The sequence below is a fragment of the Pradoshia sp. Z6_59 genome (genome assembly GCF_058267515.1).
The window spans coordinates 80,511-99,994 of the sequence record NZ_JBZCPP010000013.1; the positions used below are offsets into that span (position 1 = coordinate 80,511).

General features: G+C 39.3%; 16 protein-coding genes and 2 pseudogenes. 5 read left to right on the forward strand and 13 right to left on the reverse strand.

Annotated features, from left to right (window positions below; genetic code table 11):
* Positions 1-116 precede the first annotated feature (116 nt).
* The 8 genes and pseudogenes from AC4D4B_RS13860 to AC4D4B_RS13895 form a co-directional block, all read right to left on the reverse strand.
* Positions 117-926: pseudogene (locus AC4D4B_RS13860) on the reverse strand (ComEC/Rec2 family competence protein); the annotation flags it as partial.
* Between the two features lie 343 nt (positions 927-1,269).
* Positions 1,270-1,983: an MBL fold metallo-hydrolase gene (locus tag AC4D4B_RS13865; RefSeq protein WP_491000263.1), complete on the reverse strand. Its 714-nt coding sequence runs from the start codon at positions 1,981-1,983 to the stop codon at positions 1,270-1,272.
* Between the two features lie 416 nt (positions 1,984-2,399).
* Positions 2,400-2,768, reverse strand: coding sequence for a YciI family protein (locus AC4D4B_RS13870; protein WP_491000264.1), 369 nt, complete (start codon positions 2,766-2,768; stop codon positions 2,400-2,402).
* A gap of 132 nt (positions 2,769-2,900) precedes the next feature.
* Positions 2,901-3,443: a chromate efflux transporter ChrA gene (chrA, locus tag AC4D4B_RS13875; RefSeq protein WP_491000265.1), complete on the reverse strand. Its 543-nt coding sequence runs from the start codon at positions 3,441-3,443 to the stop codon at positions 2,901-2,903.
* On the reverse strand, positions 3,440-4,045 hold the full coding sequence (gene chrB / locus AC4D4B_RS13880) for a chromate efflux transporter ChrB (protein ID WP_491000266.1): 606 nt from the start codon (positions 4,043-4,045) through the stop codon (positions 3,440-3,442). Before chrB ends, chrA begins: the two co-directional genes overlap by 4 nt.
* A gap of 145 nt (positions 4,046-4,190) precedes the next feature.
* Positions 4,191-4,547: a hydroxyisourate hydrolase gene (gene uraH / locus AC4D4B_RS13885; RefSeq protein ID WP_491000267.1), complete on the reverse strand. Its 357-nt coding sequence runs from the start codon at positions 4,545-4,547 to the stop codon at positions 4,191-4,193.
* Between the two features lie 16 nt (positions 4,548-4,563).
* Positions 4,564-6,060: pseudogene (gene pucL, locus AC4D4B_RS13890) on the reverse strand (factor-independent urate hydroxylase).
* 145 nt (positions 6,061-6,205) lie between these two features.
* Positions 6,206-7,819 (reverse strand): PucR family transcriptional regulator, encoded by a 1,614-nt coding sequence (locus AC4D4B_RS13895; RefSeq protein WP_491000268.1) that lies wholly within the window; start codon positions 7,817-7,819, stop codon positions 6,206-6,208.
* A 195-nt stretch (positions 7,820-8,014) separates the two neighbouring features.
* On the opposite strand from AC4D4B_RS13895, the gene allC reads away from it, so the two are divergent.
* The 5 genes from allC to AC4D4B_RS13920 all read left to right on the forward strand — a co-directional run bounded on the left by allC (position 8,015) and on the right by AC4D4B_RS13920 (position 14,798).
* The gene (allC, locus tag AC4D4B_RS13900; RefSeq protein ID WP_491000269.1) at positions 8,015-9,247 is read left to right on the forward strand and encodes an allantoate deiminase; all 1,233 of its coding nucleotides are present in this window, start codon (positions 8,015-8,017) and stop codon (positions 9,245-9,247) included.
* Between the two features lie 86 nt (positions 9,248-9,333).
* Positions 9,334-10,563 carry a pyridoxal-phosphate-dependent aminotransferase family protein gene (locus tag AC4D4B_RS13905; RefSeq protein WP_491000281.1) on the forward strand — a complete coding sequence of 410 codons (1,230 nt, stop codon included), beginning with the start codon at positions 9,334-9,336 and terminating at the stop codon, positions 10,561-10,563.
* The gene (locus tag AC4D4B_RS13910; RefSeq protein ID WP_491000270.1) at positions 10,560-11,942 is read left to right on the forward strand and encodes an allantoinase; all 1,383 of its coding nucleotides are present in this window, start codon (positions 10,560-10,562) and stop codon (positions 11,940-11,942) included. The genes AC4D4B_RS13905 and AC4D4B_RS13910 overlap by 4 nt, the downstream gene beginning before the upstream one ends.
* 37 nt (positions 11,943-11,979) lie before the next feature.
* Positions 11,980-13,566 carry a gamma-glutamyltransferase gene (gene ggt / locus AC4D4B_RS13915; protein ID WP_491000271.1) on the forward strand — a complete coding sequence of 529 codons (1,587 nt, stop codon included), beginning with the start codon at positions 11,980-11,982 and terminating at the stop codon, positions 13,564-13,566.
* 35 nt (positions 13,567-13,601) lie between these two features.
* On the forward strand, positions 13,602-14,798 hold the full coding sequence (locus AC4D4B_RS13920) for an amidase (protein ID WP_491000272.1): 1,197 nt from the start codon (positions 13,602-13,604) through the stop codon (positions 14,796-14,798).
* Positions 14,799-15,056: 258 nt separating this feature from the next.
* Here the strand turns inward: AC4D4B_RS13920 and AC4D4B_RS13925 are convergent, their stop codons facing one another.
* The 5 genes from AC4D4B_RS13925 to AC4D4B_RS13945 all read right to left on the reverse strand — a co-directional run bounded on the left by AC4D4B_RS13925 (position 15,057) and on the right by AC4D4B_RS13945 (position 18,950).
* Positions 15,057-15,707, reverse strand: coding sequence for a MarR family winged helix-turn-helix transcriptional regulator (locus AC4D4B_RS13925; RefSeq protein WP_491000273.1), 651 nt, complete (start codon positions 15,705-15,707; stop codon positions 15,057-15,059).
* Positions 15,708-15,974: 267 nt separating this feature from the next.
* Positions 15,975-16,640: a CPBP family intramembrane glutamic endopeptidase gene (locus AC4D4B_RS13930; protein ID WP_491000274.1), complete on the reverse strand. Its 666-nt coding sequence runs from the start codon at positions 16,638-16,640 to the stop codon at positions 15,975-15,977.
* Between the two features lie 244 nt (positions 16,641-16,884).
* Entirely contained in the window at positions 16,885-17,193 is a 309-nt protein-coding gene (locus AC4D4B_RS13935) for a hypothetical protein (RefSeq protein WP_491000275.1), read from the reverse strand.
* A gap of 234 nt (positions 17,194-17,427) precedes the next feature.
* Positions 17,428-17,856: a hypothetical protein gene (locus tag AC4D4B_RS13940; RefSeq protein WP_491000276.1), complete on the reverse strand. Its 429-nt coding sequence runs from the start codon at positions 17,854-17,856 to the stop codon at positions 17,428-17,430.
* 209 nt (positions 17,857-18,065) lie between these two features.
* Positions 18,066-18,950 carry an alpha/beta fold hydrolase gene (locus tag AC4D4B_RS13945; RefSeq protein ID WP_491000277.1) on the reverse strand — a complete coding sequence of 295 codons (885 nt, stop codon included), beginning with the start codon at positions 18,948-18,950 and terminating at the stop codon, positions 18,066-18,068.
* Between the last annotated feature and the right edge of the window lie 534 nt (positions 18,951-19,484).

Genomic DNA, 19,484 nt, shown 5'->3' on the forward strand with positions numbered 1-19,484 from the left:
GGTAAGCCTGAAGTGTTCAACTTTACCGTACCGTACTGTTTAGGTTTAGCGTTGTCAACTGAAGCTTTCATTTTATAAGTTGTAGATGTTGTTGTGCCACCACTAGCAGAAGGTTTTGTATTAAATGTGAGTTTACTTCCATCTGTGGTTGCAACAATAGATCCTTGCTTATCAGTACGATATACATCTACTTTATTTTTCTTCAGTCTATCCAAAATTGTTTTCGTAGGATGACCATAATTATTACTCTTACCAACACTAATCACCGCATATTTTGGCTTAACTTTTTTTAAGAAATTCTCACTTGTAGACGTTTTAGCACCGTGATGGCCAACTTTTAAAACATCTGCTTGTAAGTTTTGCTTAGAGTTAATCATATCTGTTTCTGACTTCGTTTCAGCATCACCAGTAAATAAGAATGATTTTTTACCGTATGTGAGTTTTAAGACTGCACTCCAGTTATTCAAGTCAGATTTTCCATAGGTTTTAACAGGAGCAAGGAATGTAGCTTTTACACCTTTTAGCGGTACAGTTAATCCTTTTTTGACTTGCTTGATCTTTAAGCCTTCTTTTTTAACTGCTTTCAGGAAATCCTCATATACCTTTGTTGTATGAGCCACTTTCGGAGCATATACAGATTTAACTTTATAAGCGTTTAAGACATCATTCATGCCGCCCATATGATCAGCGTCAGGGTGAGTAGAGATTAATACTTCAATATCCTTAACCTTCTGTTTCTTCAAATAATCAATCGTCTTCTTCCCATTACCATTGCCAGCATCAATAACGATATCATCACCATTGGCAGTCTTAATATAAATAGAATCTCCTTGACCGACATCGATAAAATGGACTTTCATCTGCTTGGTTGCTGCATCTACTGGTTGAGTGATGAGCAAGGTTGATAAAGCAAGAGATATGGACATCAGCCAAGCAACAAGCTTTTTGTTCATTTAGAACGTTCCCTCCTTAATATATTATTTTGAAATAATATATTACTATTATAAAGGATAAATTACTAGATGATTTTTATTAGGGAGAGGGAATAAATAAAATAGCACCTGAAAACAGATGCTATTTATACGTATTATTTAATTTTTACATTTACAAAATACATGTATTTGTAGACCAAGTGTTTTGAACATCAGGCTCCATCTTTAATAGTTAACCTTTAATGTCAAAGATAATTCCCTAACGTTTAAACAGGTCCTGAATGAAATTAGAAGTCCATAGAAATAGGGTTGTAAACTTAATCTTTACTGACATCATCTAGACCCTCTTTAATAACTTTTTTGCCCTTTCAATTGCCTGTTTCATGTCTTTTACTGGATTCTTCATTAAATTTCCATGCCCGACTGCCAGTAAAGAAGGATTATAATCCAACAAATTTTCAACGGACTCGATTGCTTTTTCTTTATTCCAGGTTGCCATTCCCGGGAAAGGAAAAAGCAATCGTATATCACCAGCTACAGCAATTCCCCCCTTTGTTTGAAGGGCATCTCCAACTATTAAACTATGATCCCTAACATCTAAATACGACATCATTCCTGGGGTGTGACCCGGGGTATGAATGGCAACTAACGATCCAATCCGATCACCATCCTTTAATAGAGTATCCGGATTTGTCTTTATATTTTTGGGAATACCGCCTTTTATAGGCATATTCCCTTCACCTTCCTCTAGCGATACATCTCCTTTGAGAATTTTCAACTCTCGTCTAGGAATTAATACTTCAACGTCTTGAAGCTGCTGAGTAAGTCCATCAAGAGCTCCTACATGATCAGAGTGTGCATGTGTTAACACTATTTTCTTAATCGGCTTTCCTATCACCTTTGCTGTCTTTATAATTGCTTTTTTACAAAAGGGAAGTCCTGCATCGATTACTATCAAATACTCCTCTTCTTCGATAAGATAACAATTAACTGGAAAAAGATTTGGCATAAAGGAAAGCTGGTAAAGATTATTTATCTTTGTTAGTCTCATCAAATCTCCTCCGACTAATATTTTGGCATATGTAATGAATCTAAGGAGAAACAAGGCGGGTCATAAGAATTAGGAAAGAAACTTTTTGGGAGGTAAAATATAATTCCGGCGATTAGAACAAAATGTGAGCAGTACATCGTGATTTGCTGGGATAAGGAGAGTCTTGGACGAAAGATTTGATCCATATCAGCGCTACGACTGAGGGAATCCGGCAACAAGAGCCGTAAAAAAGTCTATCGACCAACTTAACCCCAATGAAAGAGGTAATCAGACGGTAATAGGATGGCTCACATCTTTTCAGGAGACCGTTTGTGATTGTCTCTTTTAATTCTATCTAGGATATTAACGCCCGATCGTTGAATAACAGGACATACGTTTTGTCGAGAACATTTGTATAGATTTACTCGCTAGATTGATTAATTCACCTCAGGAAACTCTATGATTTGTCGCAACTCAATTTGACCTTCACCAAATCCTAGTGGATCAGGCATTCGCTTGACCCATTCGATAGCTTCTTCCCTAGACTTCACATCAATGAGAATAAATCCCGCAATCAATTCATTCGTTTCCGAGAATGGTCCATCGATGACCACTGGCTTTTCTCCCGGCTTAGGATATGAAAAGCGAACCCCATTTGAACTTGGATGAAGTCCCTTCGCCATCACCCGCACGCCAGCCTTTACTAATTCCTCATTGTAGGTTGACATGGCTTGCCTGAGTTCCTGGCTTGGAAGATTGCCAGCTTCTGAATTCTTTGAAGCTTTAACAATAATCATAAACAGCATGAAATAACCCTCCTTCATTTATTAAGGGAAAATTCCCTGTTTGTCATTGTTCATACAACGAATCTGCCCTTCAAAATCAATCACAATCAATATTCAATAAAGTCAAAGGATATTCCTTCAAACGACGCTTGTTTATATCAGCGGAATAATCACCCCTCCATAAAGGAAAGCACACACAATCACAAAGGCGGGGTGGATTTTAAATTTGCCTAAAGCGAAAAAGGCCAGGATAGCAATAAGGATGGAATGAAACCAGCCGATTGCCTGTAAGGAATCTACCGCAAGACTGTATGTAAGGAGCAGCATCATGATGGCGATGACCGGCTGAACAAGCAGTGACATCCCCTTCACGACTGGTGATTGTTTATATCGTTTTAGCACCTTTAATAGTAAAATCAAGGCAATTGCTGATGGAACGATTGTGGCAAAAAGGGCCGCTATTAAGCCTGGCCAGCCAACCACCTCAAAGCCGACGAAAGCGGCAATCTTTGTGGCGATGGGTCCTGGCAAAGAATTACCGAGTGCGAGCATGCTTGAAAACTCCTCATTTGTCATCCATTCATTTCGGGTTACTATCTGATCATACATAAGCGGAATCGAAGCCGGACCGCCTCCATACCCAAGAAGGTTAGCAATTAAAAATGCCAGGAATACATAATAAATGGATAAGATCATGAGCCAGACCCCTCTCTTTTCGATTCATTCGTTTCTTCTTTTCCTTTCCTCGTTAACCGTCCCTTCACTTTAAAATGAAACGCTCCGTAAAAGAGGAAAATAGCAATGACGATCCCCGGATGGATTGAAACGGTTTGTAGGAGAACAAATGATAAAACAAAAAATAGAATCCCAAGTAACCAGCCGAGTCCCTTAACCGCTTTTTCACCAAATTCATAGGCCATTTGTCCAAGCATCACAGCCACGACAGGCATAACAGCGCCAATCATGTTCTGTAAAATCACAGAATCACTCAGTTGATTGATAAAAGCAACCAAAAAGACCATCGCCAAACAGGTCGGCAGGACATGCGCCATTACACTGATGAAAGCCCCCATCCAGCCCTTGACCTGATAGCCTAAATAAGCGGCCATCTTCGTGGCAATCGGACCGGGAAGCGTATTGGCAATGGCCAGCGTATCACCGAACTCTTCATCGTCCAGCCAATGATAACGCGAAACCGCTTCGTATCTGATTAACGGAATAACGGAAGGTCCCCCGCCAAAGCCCAATATGCCCGTCCTCATCATCCCGATTATCAATTCCTTGTATGCATTTCCCATGAGCACATCCCTTTCCACTTCCAAATTACACGAATTACTTGATGCTTCCTCTAAACGAACCAATCTGCTTATCTGTGTATCGCTATGTACTGTTTACGTAACGGTAAAATGGGTTTCCCAAATAACTTGAGAAACCCGTGGTACTTTAACTGCCTCGATACACTTGATATCCAAAAGGCGAAACAAGCAACGGGACATGATAATGGGAAGAACCATCCGCCACACCGAAACGTACGGCCACCTCGTTCAAAAAGGCTGGTTCCGGCAACTCCACACCCTTATCACGAAAATAATCCCCTATGTAAAAAACATATTCATAGGTACCGACCTGTAACCCATTTTCCTGTTGATAGGGCTGGTCCAAGCGCCCATCCTTATTTGTATAAAAGGTGTCTAGTAATCTACGTCCATTTTGTGCTTCGTAATAAAATAATTCAATTTTTGTATGTTCTGCTGGTTTCCCGTGCATTAAATCCAAAATATGTGTACTTAACCCACTCATTCCTGATCTCCTTTTCCTATCCGTTTTGGGCTGATGTTTGTTCATAGGTTACCGATGAATCCTTTAGATGCTCATGCGTGACGGTGAACACCTGGAATCCAAATGGAGGCCTTGGCTCTGTGTAAACCTTCCCTTCGGAGCCTGGAATGGATTCGACAACTGGATCCCATGTATGATTTTGAGATTCAAAGGTTACTTGCAGCAATTGCGGGAAACGTTTCAGGATTGTGCTGCCAATTTCATAGATTAAATTTTGAATGGATGGAGTCTCCATGCTGTGGAAAACGGAGGTGGAGATATCAATAATTTGCTCTGGAGCTACATATGTTTCCGGAATCGTTCCGAAAGCATTTTCTTGTTCTTTGTATACCCAATGTAAATTCAAATAGATAAATAGAGGTCTATTGCTATCCTCAGGAAGAGTGGTATATTCATCACGCACAAAGCCTACAAAGGAATTTCCCTTCACTTTAATTAATTGCAAATCTAAAATGGAACTGCTTTGTTCATGAATCTCCATTCCAGACTCTGTCCGGACCACTTCAACAGAAGCACGTGAGCGTTCATTCCGTGATTGTTTAAAAACCACATTACTTGCTCGAATCCCATCTTTCGTGGATTCGGATACTGTTTCAAAAGGAATATCCTCTGCCAAAATAGATACATGGTCAATATGTGAATACTGATTCAAAAAAGCTTCTGATACATAGGCAGCAAATCCTTCTAATGTAGAACCAGTATATGTACCAAGATGTCTTTGAATGAAGTTTTTCATTGAATCTGTAGCGACTACAAGTGAATTATCCCCATCTACAAATGAAGGAATAAACGCTTTTCCGCCAATTGCCACCTTCACCTTTGTTCCAAAAATAATATTATCTCGTCCGCTAAACTCTGATTCTGGTATTTTTTTAATGCCTGTTAAGGGAGTGGCATATGTTCGATAAGCAAATACATCCCCTTTGCCATAGCTTAACGTTTTTTCTCTTAATTCGTTTTTCACCCTCATTTTCCTCCTTCACTGAATGATTTCATCTAATCTAAATTGAGCGATTTTATATATTTCATGGAGTGCGGCTTGAAACTCCTCTTCTCGATCATGATTCACTCTTTCCTTCATTGCCCGGTAAATATCTTCCTTACCCCTACCGCGTACCGCTATGATGAAAGGAAAGCCAAATTTCTTCATATAGACTTCGTTCGTCTCCATGAATTGCCCATATTCTTCTTCATTCAAATACTGTAATCCAGCCTGCTCCTGTTCTTCTGTTGAAGCCGCACTCATTTTAACCCGATTCCCCAAATTTGGATGGCTTTTAATCAGCTGCAGCTGTTGCTCAACTGAAGCCTGCTGAACAATTGCAATCATGTGATTATGCAGATCTTTTTTAGATGAAAACGGCTTGGCATCAGCTGCCTTCCTGGCAATCCATGCTGAATGTTCAAAAACATCCCCTAATATGGAGGTAAACTGATCTACATGGCTATTATTGAGCTGCTCTATTGTCCACATCCAACACACCTCTTTTTAAATCACCTTTTTCAAATCTTAGAAAAGTTAACATTTGATGTAATATATATTTACATAATAATCAGAATAATTTGTTGTGTCATTGGCCAATGTAGACAATTTTTATGAAGAATACTAGTTACTATACCTAATCTAAGAGTGATTTTATTTTTAAGGCTAACCGTATTCGAAGGGCCATATCGCTATCCTTTATGTCACCACCGATGAGATCAGCGCATTTTTCCAGCCGATAAACAACTGTATTCCGGTGCACATATAAACGTTTGGCAGTTTCAGAGATTTGGCACTGTGTATCCATATAAACAGATAATGTTTGCAATAAGGTCTGCTCTTCTTCTTTACTGACTGATTCAAAGCCACGTAATGTATAGTTGTAAAAGCTGTTCAAATCCTCTTGAGGTACAGCCCTCAAGAGCTCAAGGATATCCTTCATCCGATAGGATTGGATAAATTCCTTTTTCTTTGAAAATATCCCATCCTTTAAGGCTGCCTCAGCTTCCTTATATGCATTCGGGACATACAATAAATTTTGACATAAGCTGCTCACTCCGAATGAAATCGTCTCATTATAATAGCTAGAAATATTTTGTTGTATCTCACCCAAAACGAGCTCGAGCAGACTGTTTACTTCATCGTAAAATTGATTGGCCGCATATAAAAGGATGCACTGCTCACCCTTTGTGAAAAAATGAATCGGTGTACGCGAATCAATTAATTCCTCTTCCACGAATTCAAAAATAAGTTCAATTTTTTGCTGGTGCTTCTTAAATCCAATCTGGGCATTCACCTGATCCAGCTTACCGACCACACAAATATATCGATCATTTTGATGAAGCGTAAATTCCTTTGCACGATTGATCACTTCCGTTTCAGAAGAAAAAGTCCCTTCCAAAAAATGATAGAAGAAATCATTACGAATACTTCTATTAAATTGATTCAATGCGGTTTCCTTCATCAAAGCAAAGGATAAAACATTCACTGCCTGTTCAATAATCAGCGAATTTAAACGGTCATCTCCCTTTAGCTCATCCGACACAAGCAGGTACCCTCCCCGCCCTTCTCCCATATAAACCGGGAACGCCGAAAACGTCTGCCTTGTCGTTAACATCGTAAACGAAAATTTTGTTTGCTGATTAATCGGAAAGATATAGCCCTTTTTTTGCATGGAGCTTAAAAACGCAAATACATTTGTTTGGGGAGCAGAATAAGATAACGGCTTCAGATGTTGATTGATCAGCATGATAGGGAAACCAATCAAATCCGATAAGCTCGAAAGCAATTGATTTACACCTTTTCCTCGCATGATCAATTGAGTGAATTGCTTATGTATCTCCATGGCATAGGTCAATTCGTCCGTTCGCTGGTCCAATATGACACAAAATGCTTGATAAACGATTTCACCCAGTGTGATTGAAGCCGGTATTTCTATAATTGGAATTTCCAGTGCATTCGCCCTTGCAAAGACCTCATCCGGAATTTCCTCTAGATATCGTTTTGTCTTTACCCCCAGAGCTGCACAATTTTTCTCCGCCATCGCTTCTACAAGTTTCCCTAGCAATAAGGGCTGATCCTTAAAGTGATAGCCGGTAGTAATCAGGAATTCATTCGGTTTTAAATACGAGATGATATCAGGGGCATCCATCATATTGACAGTTTCAACTTCCCTGTAGGAACCTTTTTCTCCGGCTAATATTTTCATATCCTTGAGTGCAGGAATCTTCGTTACATCGCCCACCTTCACAACTGCATCACCTCGTTAAAGTTTTCTGAATATTCATTTATTATAGCATGTGTTTACAAAATTAGTTAAAGTGCACGAAAACAATTTAAAAGTTGCACACTAATGCCAATGAAGTTTATCTGAATATTCAGTACCATAATAGTACAGTAATCATGTGAGGATTTATCACATGATATAAAGAAAGGACGTTAGATGATGGCTATGCAAATGAAAAAAGATCGTGTAGCCGCATGGATTGAGTGGCTCGCTCATTTTGGTAAAACTGAATCGAATGGAGTAACAAGACTCCTTTATTCAACAGCCTGGGCAGAAGCACAGCATGCCCTGAAAGTGAAGATGAATAATATTGGACTGAACTCCTATTTTGATAGTGTCGGCAATCTGTTCGGCCGTTTACCGGGAACCGCTGGGAACGGCAAAACTATTCTAACCGGTTCGCATATCGATACAGTCGTTGATGGAGGGAAATACGATGGCGCCTATGGAATTATCGCAAGTCTTCTTGCAGTGGAGTATTTACAAAACAAATATGGGAGACCTAAGAAAACAATCGAGGTTGTCTCATTTTGCGAGGAGGAGGGCAGTCGCTTTCCGATTACCTTTTGGGGATCGCGCAGCATCAGTGGTCAATATAGCATGGCAGATGCAGTCAACTTAAAAGATTCAGAGGGCACAACTTTAATCGAAGCTATGGATGCGGCCGGGTTTAGCAGTGAACAATACTCTTCCCCCGCTCGTACTGATATTGAAGCATTCATCGAGTTACATATCGAACAAGGTGTCGTTCTTGAAAAAAACAAAAATCATATAGGGATTGTCAGCCATATCGTCGGCCAGCGCCGGTTTACGATTACGATTCATGGAGCCAGCAATCATGCCGGTACAACGCCTATGAACTATCGAAAGGATGCCATCGCATTGGCAGCAGATTTCATCCATTTCACTACTAATCTAGCGAGTGTTGACTATTCCAATTTAGTCGCGACCTTTGGCAGGCTGCTCGTAAAGCCGAACGTTCCGAATGTCATTGCAGAAGAAGTTCAACTCAGCCTGGACATTCGCCATTATGAAGAGGATGCTCTTGACCAGTTCTGCGAACAAATCTTCACCTATTTAAGAGATAAAGCTGCTAATTCCGACTTCAAATTGACGCTTCTTCAATGGATGGATGTAAAGCCAATCTCCATGAGTCCGGACCTCAACAAAAGCATTGAAGAAATTACGGTCTCTCAACATATCCCCTATCAATACATCGTAAGCGGAGCAGGACATGATTCACAGGTATTCGGCTCTATATGTCCGACCGCCCTTCTATTCGTTCCAAGTGCTGGCGGAATAAGCCATTCGCCAAAGGAATATACAAAAACAGAGGACTTAGAAAAAGGGATTGAGGTTTTGACAGAGCTGCTTTATAAATTGGCTTATTAAACCGCTCTCCCTCATTTTTAACTAGACTTTAAGAAGGAGTGAAAGTATTGCGTTATTCTGACTTAAACACACCACTTCGAACGATCATGACACCAGGTCCTGTCGAGGTCGACCCCCGTGTCTTACGGGCCATGACGACACCGATTGTAGGCCAGTTCGACCCTTCCTTTACAAACATCATGAATGAAGTAATGGATATGCTCCGTCATGTTTTTCAAACAAAAAATCAATGGGCTTTTCCGATTGACGGTACCTCCCGCTCAGGAATTGAAGCCATTTTATGCAGCATTATCGAGCCCGGCGACAAGGTACTCGTCCCTATTTACGGGAGATTCGGTCACCTGCTCGTTGAAATCTGCAAACGGTACGGAGCTGATGTATATACAATGGACTGTCCTTGGGGTGAAGTATTTGATCCTGAAGCCATCATCGCAGAAATTAAAAAAATCCAGCCAAAAATCGTGGCTATGGTGCATGGGGAAACCTCAACAGGGTGCCTGCAGCCTTTAAAAGAAATCGGACTTACCTGCCGTGAACTTGATATTCTCTTCGTAGTCGATGCCGTTGCTACCATTGGCGGCGTTGATGTAAAAGCGGATGAATGGTGCATAGATGGCTTGATCGGCGGCACACAAAAGTGCTTGTCCGTACCTTCCGGCAGTGCTCCAATCACCTATAACAGCCGAATCGAACAGGTACTTCTTCGTCGCAAAAAGGTCGAGCAGGGGCTAGAGACGGCGGAGGATCGAAAAATGACACGGTCCGGCTTGATTATTGCCAGTAATTATTTTGATTTAAGCATGCTCCAGGATTATTGGGGTCCCAGACGCCTAAATCATCATACCGAAGCAACCTCCATGCTTTATGCCCTTCGCGAAGGCTTGCGACTCGTTCTGGAAGAAGGCCTTGAAGAGCGCTTCAGCCGCCATGCATTCCATGAAAAGGCATTGGTATCCGGCATTGAGGCGATGGGCTTAAAGCTGTTCGGGAATAAAGAAAATAAATTAAAGACTGTTACGTGCATTGAAATCCCAGCTGGTATAGATGGCGAATCAGTTCGCTCTATGCTTCTGAACGAATTCGGGATTGAAATAGCCTCCTCCTTTGGCCCCCTTCACGGGAAAATTTGGCGCATTGGAACAATGGGCTATTCTTGTCGCAAAGAAAATATTTTAATTGTACTTGCTGCCCTGGAGGCCGTCCTTATTTCCCATAATTGTAAAGTTAACCGGGGTGAGGCTGTACAGGCGGCTTTAGAAGTCTACGGTGCGCTGAAATCTACCCCTGAGTCCATTGCAAAGGCGGGAATCCAATGAGTTCATTTGATTTGATTATTCGCAATGGTTTGGTTGTGTTGGTTGATGGAGTACGAAAATTGGATATTGGCATCAAGAACGGAAAAATTGATAGGATAGCTCCTCAAATTAAAGAAATCGGATTGGAGGAGCGTGATGAAACCGGGCATTATATCTTCCCTGGCATGATTGATGTACATGTTCATTTCAGCGAGCCCGGCCGTGCACATTGGGAAGGCTTTGAGACTGGATCGCAAATGATGGCTGCAGGAGGATGTACCACCTATTTTGATATGCCTTTAAACGGCATTCCTTCTACTGTAACGAAAGAAGCCCTGTTAGATAAAAGGACGATTGGTCTTGAAAAATCAATCACCGATTTCGCTTTATGGGGTGGCTTGGTTCCTGGTAATCTTGAAGACTTAGAGGATTTAGCCAATAATGGGGCAATTGGCTTCAAAGCATTCATGTCCGCGACCGGCAATGATGAATTCGAAAGAGCAGATGATATCACGCTTCTTCAAGGTATGAAAACAATCGCTACTACCGGAAAAGTATTGGCACTGCATGCTGAAAGCGCACCGATTACCGATACATTAACAGCGGAAAAATTACAAAGTGGTCAAATCACCGCAAATGATTACTTGGAAACTCGACCGATATTAGCTGAAGCTGAAGCAGTTGAACGGGCCATCACCTATGCTGAATTAACCGGCTGCCCCCTCCATTTCGTCCATATAACCAGTGCAAGGGCAGTTGAAAAAATCGAAGCTGCAAAGAAACGCGGATTGAATGTCACGGTTGAGACTTGCCCCCATTATATTCTATTTAATCATTACGATTTAATCGAAAAAGGAGCAATCGCTAAATGCGCTCCCCCTCTGAGAGAGCCGGATGAGCAGAAAAAACTGATTTCATTACTGATTGAGGGAAAATTTGATATGGTATCCTCCGATCACTCCCCTTGCCCCTTTGAATTGAAGGACCCATCCACTCACACTCTTTTTCAAGCTTGGGGAGGAATCAGCGGCGGACAATTTTCATTATTGGGCATGATTGAACTCGCTTTAAAATATGAGCTCCCCTTCCCTCAGGTTGCACAATTAACTGCCAAAGCCCCTGCTGTACGATTCGGTCTATCCGAAACAAAAGGAGAAATCAAGGAAGGAATGGATGCTGATTTCGCGATTATTTCCCTATCTAAACCTCACACGGTCGATGAAAACAATTTTTTCGCCAAGCACAAACAGAGCTTATATATGAACCATACCTTTCCATGCAGTGTGATGACGACCATCCAGAAAGGACATGTACTTTTTGAGAAGAACTATTTTCCAAAAGTAGAGCCCCATAGGATTACATTCCATACGGGTTTAGAGGACAACATGGCTCGTTTGTAGAATATGTAATGAAATACATGCCGGGAGGAACTAAGTGATGATGAATGATGATGCAGTTGTCGGGACAAAGTCAATGGTTGTCAGTCCCCATTATTTAGCCTCAATGGCCGGGGATGAAATCCTGCAAAAAGGAGGCAATGCCTTTGATGCAGCTGTGGCAGTCAGTGCCTGCTTAGCTGTTGTTTATCCCCATATGACCGGGATGGGCGGTGATTCTTTTTGGCTGCTTTATGATGCCAAGGAAGAAAAAATGGTGTCCTTTAATGGCAGCGGGCGTTCCGGCTCACAGGTGACAAGAGAAAGATACAAAGGGCAGGATGCCATACCGATACGGGGCATCGAAAGTGCCATTACAGTACCGGGCATGATTGACAGCTGGGATCAAATCCTTGGAAAGTACGGGAATCTCACCTTAGCGGATGTCCTTCAGCCTGCGATTGAATACGCCGAAAACGGCTTTCCTTTTTCAAAAAGTCAATACGAGAACACAGTCACACATTTCGACCTGTTAACGAGCCTATCAGATACAGCGAAAATTTTCGTACCGAATCATACAGTCCCTGCTATCAATGAAAAATTTGTACAAAAAGAGCTCGCCCGTACGTTGAAATTAATTGCAGAAAAAGGTCGGGATGAATTTTATAAGGGCGAACTTGCCGAGCATATCATTGCAAGCCTTCAGGAAAAAGGTAGTTTATTAACATTAGAGGACTTTTCCTCTCATCAGGGAGATTGGACGGAGCCGATCCATACGACTTACCGTGGCTATACCATGTACCAGGTCCCTCCTAATTCACAGGGATTTGTCGGATTAATGGCCTTAAATCTATTGGAGGATTTTGATTTTGGACATATTGAGCACGATTCCTATGAGTATTATCACATTCTCGTCGAAGCCTTAAAGCTTTGTTTCAGAGACCGCAATAAAGAACTGACTGATCCTGACTGCCATCCAATCCCGCTTGAGCGTTTGCTTTCGAAGCAATATGCCAAACGAATCGCCGAGGAACTAGATTTGGAGGATACATGCGATATTGATACAAGACCGGTAGGCCGGGATACGGCACACGCAGCCGTCGTTGACAAGGACGGGAATGCAGTCTCCTTTATCCAAAGCCTATATTTTGAATTTGGTTCAGCCGTTGTAGCAGGAGATACCGGCATTTTAATGCAAAACCGAGGCTCGTTCTTTTCATTGGACTCATCTGAAGTAAACTGCCTGGAGCCAAGGAAGAGAACATTCCATACATTAATGCCAGCCATGGCATGTAAGGATGGAAAACCAGCCATTGTATATGGAACACAAGGTGGAGAAGGCCAACCGCAAACCCAAACACTTATTGCTACTAGAATGATTGATTATGGTATGAATCCGCAGCAAGCCATTACCGCACCGAGATTCGTTTGGGGAAGAACTTGGGGCGATCCTACACGGGAATTAAAAATCGAAGGACGTGTCAGCAAAGATGTAACAGACCGCTTAAAAGCTGCCGGTCATATCGTTAATGTAGTAGATGATTTTCACCAGGCAATGGGACATGCCAATGCCATCATAGTTGATGAACAGGGGTTTTTGCACGGTGGAACCGATCCAAGAAGTGACGGAGCCGCAGTCGGACGCTGATTTAAAGGTACATAATTACTAAAAGGAGGTCACCAATGGAGGATCAATGGAATGCTTTTATCAATAAGAATATCACCCTGCCCCCATTACAGTCCGGTCCTTTAGATTTTCATACGTTTGCCATTAAAGATGTATTTGCGATTAAAGATTATAGCAGTAGTGCCGGAAATCCTGATTGGTTGCGTACGCACCAGCCGGCTGCACAGAATGCATCGGTCATAGAACAGTTGCGATTCAATGGTGCCTCACTGCACGGAACTACTCAAACTGATGAGCTGATGTACAGTCTGAACGGAGAAAATGCCCATTATGGCACACCGGTAAATCCGAAATCTCCGGAGCGGATACCTGGAGGTTCCTCAAGCGGTTCTGCCGTTGCCGTTGCTTCTCGATCAGTCGATTTTGCCATCGGAACAGACACTGGCGGATCTATTCGCATTCCTTCCTCCTATTGTGGGATTTTTGGATTTCGCCCAACTCATGGTGCTGTTTCTATGAAAGGATGCATTCCGTTTGCCAAAAACTTTGATACGGTCGGTTGGATGGCAAATGACGCCGAAACACTACAAAGAATCGGTGCAGTATTACTTACCGATGAGAAAGCAGAAGATATCAGCTTCAGTAAACTGTACTATCCAATAGAAGCCTGGAGTCTGCTGGAAGAGCATATACGCACAGCCTTTAGCCCTGTTTTATCATCCTTGGACGAGAAAGTTGACCGTGCAGAATGGCTGGCGATTTCCGTTCATGGCTTGGAGGAATGGGCAGAAACATTCCGCATTATTCAAGGAATCGAAATATGGGAGGAACACGGTGAATGGATTCAACAAGAAAAGCCTGCTTTTGGACCAGGAATAGCAGAACGCTTCGAAATGGCCAGTACATTGAAAAAAAGCGATGCCATACAATGCCTTGAAGCACAAAGAAAGATTCGTTCTTTCTTATCGAAGCTTTTGGACCAGGATGGTTTGATTGTCCTTCCTACCGCTACTGATGCAGCACCCTTATTGAACACCAATGATAAAACGATGCAGCGTATCAGAGTGAGAAACATGCAGCTCACGTGCATCGCAGGACTTGCGGGATTGCCGCAAATCACCCTGCCACTTGTATCGCTTGATAACAAGCCGATTGGTCTATCACTTATTGCCAATCACGGACAGGATATACCATTGTTAAAATGGGCCTCTTCCTTCGTGAAATCGACGGTAACAGGCTACGGATACTTATAGAAAAGATCCATTCTAATCATTTACTATTCTCTCATTAGCTTAAAAATAACTATTGTAGAGTTATGTTAAACCATTTATTTTTAGCTCTACTAAACAAGAGGCTTATTACATTTGATTCGTAATGAGCCTCTTAAAAGTTATTTGAAATTGAAGTGACCTTAGAGGATTATTATTTTATAAAAGGAGATATAAGCCAGGTAATTCTTATTGGACTAAAGCCCCCGTTAGTGGAATAAGAAAATTGAAGAAGTTATTTAATTAGAAATCTTTATGCCATTCATCATCTAAAATGACACCTTTTTCATCAATATAACTCATAGCAAACGAACCGCGTTTTAATTTATCTTCGCTTTTTAAAGAAGCAATTAATTCATTTAAGATTTTTTCGTCATCATCGCTCTTTTTACGAGGAACAGTAATACAGATGATTGGTGCAACATCAGACTCTTTATAACCTTTAGGTTTTAGACCGATATTATCAGTGGTAAAGTGAACTAAGAAATCCGTTGTTTCACCAAAACTTGCTTCAATAAATGGACGTATTTCACTTTTTAAGTCTTCTTCCCATTCGCCTATTTTCTGATCGATTTTCTCGAACGCTTGATATAAATTAGTCCCTTTTTCTCCTAGTGTGACAATAATTTCACGACGAGACTCTGGGTTAATCGAACGGACAATGTATTGCTGTTGTTCCAATTCAGCTAAAATTTGACTTATAACTCCTGGTGTAACTTTCATTTTACTCGCCAATTCATTAACTGATAATTTTGAATGTATATTTAAATGCTCTAGTACCAATGCTTGCTGAGGTGTTAGATTAAGACCGATGATTTCTTCGTAATGATGAAGTAAAACATAATTAATTTCATCTAGTTTTGTGAAAATGGATTTCATCTTATTTATTTCCATATTAACGGCACCCCTTTATTTTAAATCTAAATATTTTATATAACTAAAGTATTTAGGCTGATTATACAGACATCCTTTTACAAATACAATATAAATATAACAATAAATGGTTAAAAATTGTTATCTTGTTCCAGTAAATGGCCCGATTGTGGAACACAAGTTAAATAATACTCTTCAACTAACCTGCCCCGTTAGCTGCATAAGTAAAGACCTTTTTTTTAAAAGGTCGAATTTAATAATTGTTATATTTTGGTCCCAATAAGTTCTTTATTGTAACAATGCCCCTAAAAAGACAAAGGCATTTACAAATGAATGAGATATAATTGGAACGATTATTCTCTTAGTTTTTACATAGATGAATGACAAAACAAACCCCGTTACAATGTAAGATAATAAGTGCTTAAAATCCATATGCGGAACAGCAAACGCAATTGAAGATACCAAACTAGCAATAAAGAAGTTAGTCTTTGTATATAGCGTTCCAAAAATAATTTTCCTGCACATAATTTCTTCAAAAAAGGGTGCAAAAATAATTGTAGTTACTAAGTTGATTAGCAACATACTGAGACTTAAAGTGTCTAAAATATCAGTTTTTGATTGAGTACGTCCAGGCACAGCACCTGAACTGAATATATAATTTCCGATTAATCCAGCTATTATTTGACCAACTAGTACCATAAAAAATCCTAATATAATCCATTTTATAGACTTTTTAAACGGGAGAGCATCCTTTGATACTCCCCTTTTAATATCAGGTTTTAATAGAAATAAAAAAACAATAGCAGTTAGAATTGAAAATATCAATTTACCATATAACAAACCATTTTCTTTTGGTATATCAAATTGGTTTGTCAATATAGGCACAACTACATACAAAGCTGAAAAAATAAAACAAATATAAGTTATCAAAACTCCCCAATATCTTTTATGCATAAAAACACCCCCTAATAAGAATATCTGAATAATATAGTCCAACTAATTCTTTCGCTAAATTACCCATATACTTCCACAAACTGTTCAGCAGTAAAGGATATTTACTCCCAATATTTAACCTATAATCTCTATTCCCTTAAGGTATTTTTTACGTATACCTAGACTCCTTCTTATTCAACTAACCTGCCCCGTTTGTGGAATAAAGCCTAAAAAAAGGAGTGAATTTCTCTAAGGACACCCCCAATTAGTTAAAGAAATAACTATCAATAGCTATCCAATAAAAAAGAAGTGCAACAATAGAACAAATTAAGTAGTCCTTACGCTTTTTTTCTCTGACCATAAAATCTTCTATGCCAATTAATAAAAATCCTGTCCCAAGCATAAGGTAGACAATTGCATAATAACCCCAAGAATCATCAAATTTATATCTCGCTAGAAACCAACTAAATATTGCACCGACAAATACAATTAATTGTGCATACATTAGAGGTTTAACTCTACGTCCAGTTTCTTTAAAGAACAAACTCATAAATCTTTCAAGAAAAGAATTCATTTAACCTCCTAGTAAACCATTGTTATTTACACGGGGATAGCTGGTTTTTATTTATTCACATAATATTTCCCCATAAAACACCAGGTATATCTATATTTCGATAAATATCGGTGAAATCCTTCTTCCGCTAACCTGCCCCTTTACTTCCATAAGAATTTCAACAGAAAAGGACCTTAATCCTTCTTGGATCAACGCCCCCCGAGTAAATGAAAAATCCTTGAATATAAATTATCTTTATTTTAGGTATTCTGCTACATCTTTTGGAACTTTAAAATTAAAGTTTAGTTTATTGGCTTTAAAGTTTATATAATGGCTGTCTTCATAAGTAGTTATTGTAGCTATTTGTTTAAGTTCCTTTTGATTTGTTTTATTCTTTCCCAGTTTAATTGTATCTTCTTGATACATTTTATAAATTTTACTTTTAGTTACATTCGAAGGAATATCCTCATTACTCCATTTTTGAACTTGAAGCTTATTAACAAAGTCATTTATATCATCTTTATTATCAATGATATTTAAAACAGAGTTTGGACTTTCCACTGAGAACACTTCAATACTTTGAACCTTTTCAAGCTCAAAATCTTCTTTTTTATCGCTGCTACATCCTATGAGAAATATTGATATACATATAGCATAAAGATATGTCAAATTAACTCTTTTCATAAAACACACCTCCTTATTTACTACAATCAATCATTCTATATAGAAAATTTTAACATCCTTAAAACGTTTCATCTATACACTTGTAGTTGTAATTAGCGTAAGTCTTAAGGCTGATATTTATTTAAACCATTATTGAACTAAACTGCCCCTTTAGCAGCATAACAAAAAAGAGCTGATTATAGCCCTTTATATTGGAGTAATGCTAACGTTCACGCTTCCAAAAAATTTTGCACTACTTTAATAAAATTTATGGTTTCCTCAATATCAGGAAAATGAGCACTCTCATTAAAGAGCAACATCCTACTGTTGGGAAGTTCTCTATGTATAAGATTAGATATCGTTACTCCTGTATTACGATCATATATTCCTGCAATGATTAAAATGGGATGCTGAATTTGACTTAAACGGTTAATCAATGGTATTTCCATAGGATGATTTTGCAACGTTTTTAGCATAAGACCTGTATTGGTTAACTGACTTTCTTCCCAGTACGACCTATTTAAGTTAGCCATTCTTTGATTTTTAAATAAAAATCGATCTACAGTTTTAGTATCAACTTGATTCCAAATTTGGTCGTAGAGCTCACTAACAGAAAGTCCTTGGAGTATCATATCGTTGACTCTATTTAATAAATGGGAATCAGCTACTGACATAAAACCAGCAATCTGAACTAATTTTCCAATCTCTAAGTCAAATAAACTGGGACCTGATAAAACGATTTTATCGATTGCATCTGGTAAAGAATAAGCTATCTCAAGAGCTAGTTCACCACCAAACGAATAACCTAATAAATCAACTTTTTCTATGCCTAACCATAATTTTATTTTGCTAAAATCAGCAATAAGTTGCTCTCGTTTGTAGTCAGTATCAACTGGTGGCTTCGCACTTCTTCCGCAGCCTCGTTGTTCATAATATATGACTGTTCTAGTTTCTGATAGCTGTGGGCCAGTAGTTCTTTCAAATGTGTAATTATTACCCCCAGGGCCTCCGTGAAGAATAATTAATGGCGTTGTATTATTCTCAGCACCTTCAATTTTAATCCAATGCTTGATTGAATTTATTTCTACATAATATTCACCATTTATTATTGTCAAAATATCACCACTTTACCTTCCTGTGATTAATTCATATAATCAATTCTTCATTAACAAACTTAATTCCTTCTTCCGCTAAACTGCCCCGTTAGTAGCATAAAAAAGACCGTCAATTTGACAGCCTTGATTTCAGTTATCACCTTAGCTTGATTCAACCTTCATCATTTAGATGCTGGAACTGGTACTAGCGAAACTAATTTTAATATCCCAAACGAAATACCAAAGATAATAAATAATTCAATAAATTGGTAAAACTAACCTTCAACAGTTGTTTGTACAGTTGCATTTACTACAAGTAATGTTATAACTAATGCTGTCGCAGACAAAAATAGATTATTTTTGAGAAAAGACAAGATATCCCCTCTTTCTTAAATATTTTCTGGGAGTAGTTGATAAATTTGGTTATTTTTGTTTTCATTGTAACATTTTGCGGAAATTAATTAAATCCTTTGTAGAGCTAAACCAGCTAATAGGTTGTCAATATCTCTCTGTATATTTCATTTTTTTATATGCTATACTGTTTTTGGGTATGCC

Coding starts and splice junctions, on each gene's coding strand:
- uraH (WP_491000267.1), bottom strand. CDS start 4,547: ATGAGTGGGTTAAGTACACATATTTTGGATTTAATGCACGGGAAACCA.
- AC4D4B_RS13865 (WP_491000263.1), bottom strand. CDS start 1,983: ATGAGACTAACAAAGATAAATAATCTTTACCAGCTTTCCTTTATGCCA.
- AC4D4B_RS13940 (WP_491000276.1), bottom strand. CDS start 17,856: ATGAAAAGAGTTAATTTGACATATCTTTATGCTATATGTATATCAATA.
- chrB (WP_491000266.1), bottom strand. CDS start 4,045: ATGGGAAATGCATACAAGGAATTGATAATCGGGATGATGAGGACGGGC.
- AC4D4B_RS13935 (WP_491000275.1), bottom strand. CDS start 17,193: ATGAATTCTTTTCTTGAAAGATTTATGAGTTTGTTCTTTAAAGAAACT.
- chrA (WP_491000265.1), bottom strand. CDS start 3,443: ATGATCTTATCCATTTATTATGTATTCCTGGCATTTTTAATTGCTAAC.
- allC (WP_491000269.1), top strand. CDS start 8,015: ATGGCTATGCAAATGAAAAAAGATCGTGTAGCCGCATGGATTGAGTGG.
- AC4D4B_RS13870 (WP_491000264.1), bottom strand. CDS start 2,768: ATGCTGTTTATGATTATTGTTAAAGCTTCAAAGAATTCAGAAGCTGGC.
- AC4D4B_RS13920 (WP_491000272.1), top strand. CDS start 13,602: ATGGAGGATCAATGGAATGCTTTTATCAATAAGAATATCACCCTGCCC.
- AC4D4B_RS13925 (WP_491000273.1), bottom strand. CDS start 15,707: ATGGAAATAAATAAGATGAAATCCATTTTCACAAAACTAGATGAAATT.
- AC4D4B_RS13910 (WP_491000270.1), top strand. CDS start 10,560: ATGAGTTCATTTGATTTGATTATTCGCAATGGTTTGGTTGTGTTGGTT.
- ggt (WP_491000271.1), top strand. CDS start 11,980: ATGATGAATGATGATGCAGTTGTCGGGACAAAGTCAATGGTTGTCAGT.
- AC4D4B_RS13930 (WP_491000274.1), bottom strand. CDS start 16,640: ATGCATAAAAGATATTGGGGAGTTTTGATAACTTATATTTGTTTTATT.
- AC4D4B_RS13905 (WP_491000281.1), top strand. CDS start 9,334: ATGACACCAGGTCCTGTCGAGGTCGACCCCCGTGTCTTACGGGCCATG.